The organism is Pantoea sp. E956-1, assembly GCF_982223955.1.
In genome coordinates this window covers 1-3198 of record NZ_CEUYZP010000024.1, presented here as the reverse complement: position 1 = coordinate 3198, position 3198 = coordinate 1, and the positions used below count along the sequence as shown (strand labels likewise).

At 53.7% G+C, this 3198-nt stretch carries 2 tRNA genes and 2 rRNA genes; all 4 read right to left on the bottom strand.

What is annotated here, in order from left to right:
• Positions 1–1168, bottom strand: a 23S ribosomal RNA gene (locus AC0T7J_RS25040); the annotation flags it as partial.
• A 208-nt stretch (positions 1169–1376) separates the two neighbouring features.
• Positions 1377–1452: transfer RNA gene (locus AC0T7J_RS25035), tRNA-Ala, on the bottom strand.
• A 146-nt stretch (positions 1453–1598) separates the two neighbouring features.
• Positions 1599–1675: transfer RNA gene (locus AC0T7J_RS25030), tRNA-Ile, on the bottom strand.
• Between the two features lie 73 nt (positions 1676–1748).
• A 16S ribosomal RNA gene (locus AC0T7J_RS25025) occupies positions 1749–3198 on the bottom strand; the annotation flags it as partial.

The window sequence follows — 3198 nt, the reverse complement described above, 5'->3', positions numbered from 1 at the left end:
CGCTGCCGCAGCTTCGGTGCATGGTTTAGCCCCGTTACATCTTCCGCGCAGGCCGACTCGACCAGTGAGCTATTACGCTTTCTTTAAATGATGGCTGCTTCTAAGCCAACATCCTGGCTGTCTGTGCCTTCCCACATCGTTTCCCACTTAACCATGACTTTGGGACCTTAGCTGGCGGTCTGGGTTGTTTCCCTCTTCACGACGGACGTTAGCACCCGCCGTGTGTCTCCCGTGATAACATTCTCCGGTATTCGCAGTTTGCATCGGGTTGGTAAGCCGGGATGGCCCCCTAGCCGAAACAGTGCTCTACCCCCGGAGATGAGTTCACGAGGCGCTACCTAAATAGCTTTCGGGGAGAACCAGCTATCTCCCGGTTTGATTGGCCTTTCACCCCCAGCCACAGGTCATCCGCTAATTTTTCAACATTAGTCGGTTCGGTCCTCCAGTTAGTGTTACCCAACCTTCAACCTGCCCATGGCTAGATCACCGGGTTTCGGGTCTATACCCTGCAACTTAACGCCCAGTTAAGACTCGGTTTCCCTGCGGCTCCCCTATACGGTTAACCTTGCTACAGAATATAAGTCGCTGACCCATTATACAAAAGGTACGCAGTCACCCCCATAAAGAAGGCTCCCACTGCTTGTACGTACACGGTTTCAGGTTCTGTTTCACTCCCCTCGCCGGGGTTCTTTTCGCCTTTCCCTCACGGTACTGGTTCACTATCGGTCAGTCAGGAGTATTTAGCCTTGGAGGATGGTCCCCCCATATTCAGACAGGATACCACGTGTCCCGCCTTACTCATCGAGCTCACAGCATGTGTGTTTTTGTGTACGGGAGTATCACCCTGTACCCTGCGACTTTCCAGACGCTTCCACTAACACACAAACTGATTCAGGCTCTGGGCTGCTCCCCGTTCGCTCGCCGCTACTGGGGGAATCTCGGTTGATTTCTTTTCCTCGGGGTACTTAGATGTTTCAGTTCCCCCGGTTCGCCTTGCAGCACTATGTATTCATGCTGCAATGATGCACAGAGTGCACCGGGTTTCCCCATTCGGACATCGACGGCTGTAGCGGTTCATATCACCTTACCGTCGCTTTACGCAGATTAGCACGTCCTTCATCGCCTCTGACTGCCTGGGCATCCACCGTGTACGCTTAGTCGCTTAACCTCACAACCCACAGGCGTTTTACAACGCTGCGAATTGCAAGCATTTGAGAGACTCGAACGCATCGCCTGTCATTCCTTATTACGGAGGAATGACGCGCTGCGTCGTTTCAATTTTCAGCTTGTTCCGGATTGTTAAAGAGCATAATACGTCGCAGCACACCGTTGCCGGTATGCTCTGAGGTATTTCAGAAAAAAACAGATAAACGGTATGGTGGAGCTAAGCGGGATCGAACCGCTGACCTCCTGCGTGCAAGGCAGGCGCTCTCCCAGCTGAGCTATAGCCCCATACAGTTACTGCAGAGACCACTACTACCACTCAACCGAGTTACATTCTTCAGGAGAAGGATGCAATTTCTTTTCAGGCAAGGCATGCGGAAGGGAAGTTTACTCAGGTAAACGACCGCGCGCATAACGCAGCATGAGAAGAAATTTGGTAGGCCTGAGTGGACTTGAACCACCGACCTCACCCTTATCAGGGGTGCGCTCTAACCACCTGAGCTACAAGCCTGTAGAGGTTTTTTCTGCTCGTTACTTTTTATCAGACAATCTGTGTGGACACTGCGCGGGAAGGTATCTTCAGGTAAGGAGGTGATCCAACCGCAGGTTCCCCTACGGTTACCTTGTTACGACTTCACCCCAGTCATGAATCACAAAGTGGTAAGCGCCCTCCCGAAGGTTAAGCTACCTACTTCTTTTGCAACCCACTCCCATGGTGTGACGGGCGGTGTGTACAAGGCCCGGGAACGTATTCACCGTGGCATTCTGATCCACGATTACTAGCGATTCCGACTTCACGGAGTCGAGTTGCAGACTCCGATCCGGACTACGACGCACTTTGTGAGGTCCGCTTGCTCTCGCGAGGTCGCTTCTCTTTGTATGCGCCATTGTAGCACGTGTGTAGCCCTACTCGTAAGGGCCATGATGACTTGACGTCATCCCCACCTTCCTCCGGTTTATCACCGGCAGTCTCCTTTGAGTTCCCGACCGAATCGCTGGCAACAAAGGATAAGGGTTGCGCTCGTTGCGGGACTTAACCCAACATTTCACAACACGAGCTGACGACAGCCATGCAGCACCTGTCTCAGCGTTCCCGAAGGCACCAAGGCATCTCTGCCAAGTTCGCTGGATGTCAAGAGTAGGTAAGGTTCTTCGCGTTGCATCGAATTAAACCACATGCTCCACCGCTTGTGCGGGCCCCCGTCAATTCATTTGAGTTTTAACCTTGCGGCCGTACTCCCCAGGCGGTCGACTTAACGCGTTAGCTCCGGAAGCCACTCCTCAAGGGAACAACCTCCAAGTCGACATCGTTTACGGCGTGGACTACCAGGGTATCTAATCCTGTTTGCTCCCCACGCTTTCGCACCTGAGCGTCAGTCTTTGTCCAGGGGGCCGCCTTCGCCACCGGTATTCCTCCAGATCTCTACGCATTTCACCGCTACACCTGGAATTCTACCCCCCTCTACAAGACTCAAGCCTGCCAGTTTCAAATGCAGTTCCCAGGTTAAGCCCGGGGATTTCACATCTGACTTAACAGACCGCCTGCGTGCGCTTTACGCCCAGTAATTCCGATTAACGCTTGCACCCTCCGTATTACCGCGGCTGCTGGCACGGAGTTAGCCGGTGCTTCTTCTGCGGGTAACGTCAATCGACAGGGTTATTAACCCCATCGCCTTCCTCCCCGCTGAAAGTACTTTACAACCCGAAGGCCTTCTTCATACACGCGGCATGGCTGCATCAGGCTTGCGCCCATTGTGCAATATTCCCCACTGCTGCCTCCCGTAGGAGTCTGGACCGTGTCTCAGTTCCAGTGTGGCTGGTCATCCTCTCAGACCAGCTAGGGATCGTCGCCTAGGTGGGCCATTACCCCGCCTACTAGCTAATCCCATCTGGGTTCATCCGATAGTGAGAGGCCCGAAGGTCCCCCTCTTTGGTCTTGCGACGTTATGCGGTATTAGCCACCGTTTCCAGTGGTTATCCCCCTCTATCGGGCAGATCCCCAGACATTACTCACCCGTCCGCCACTCGTCACCC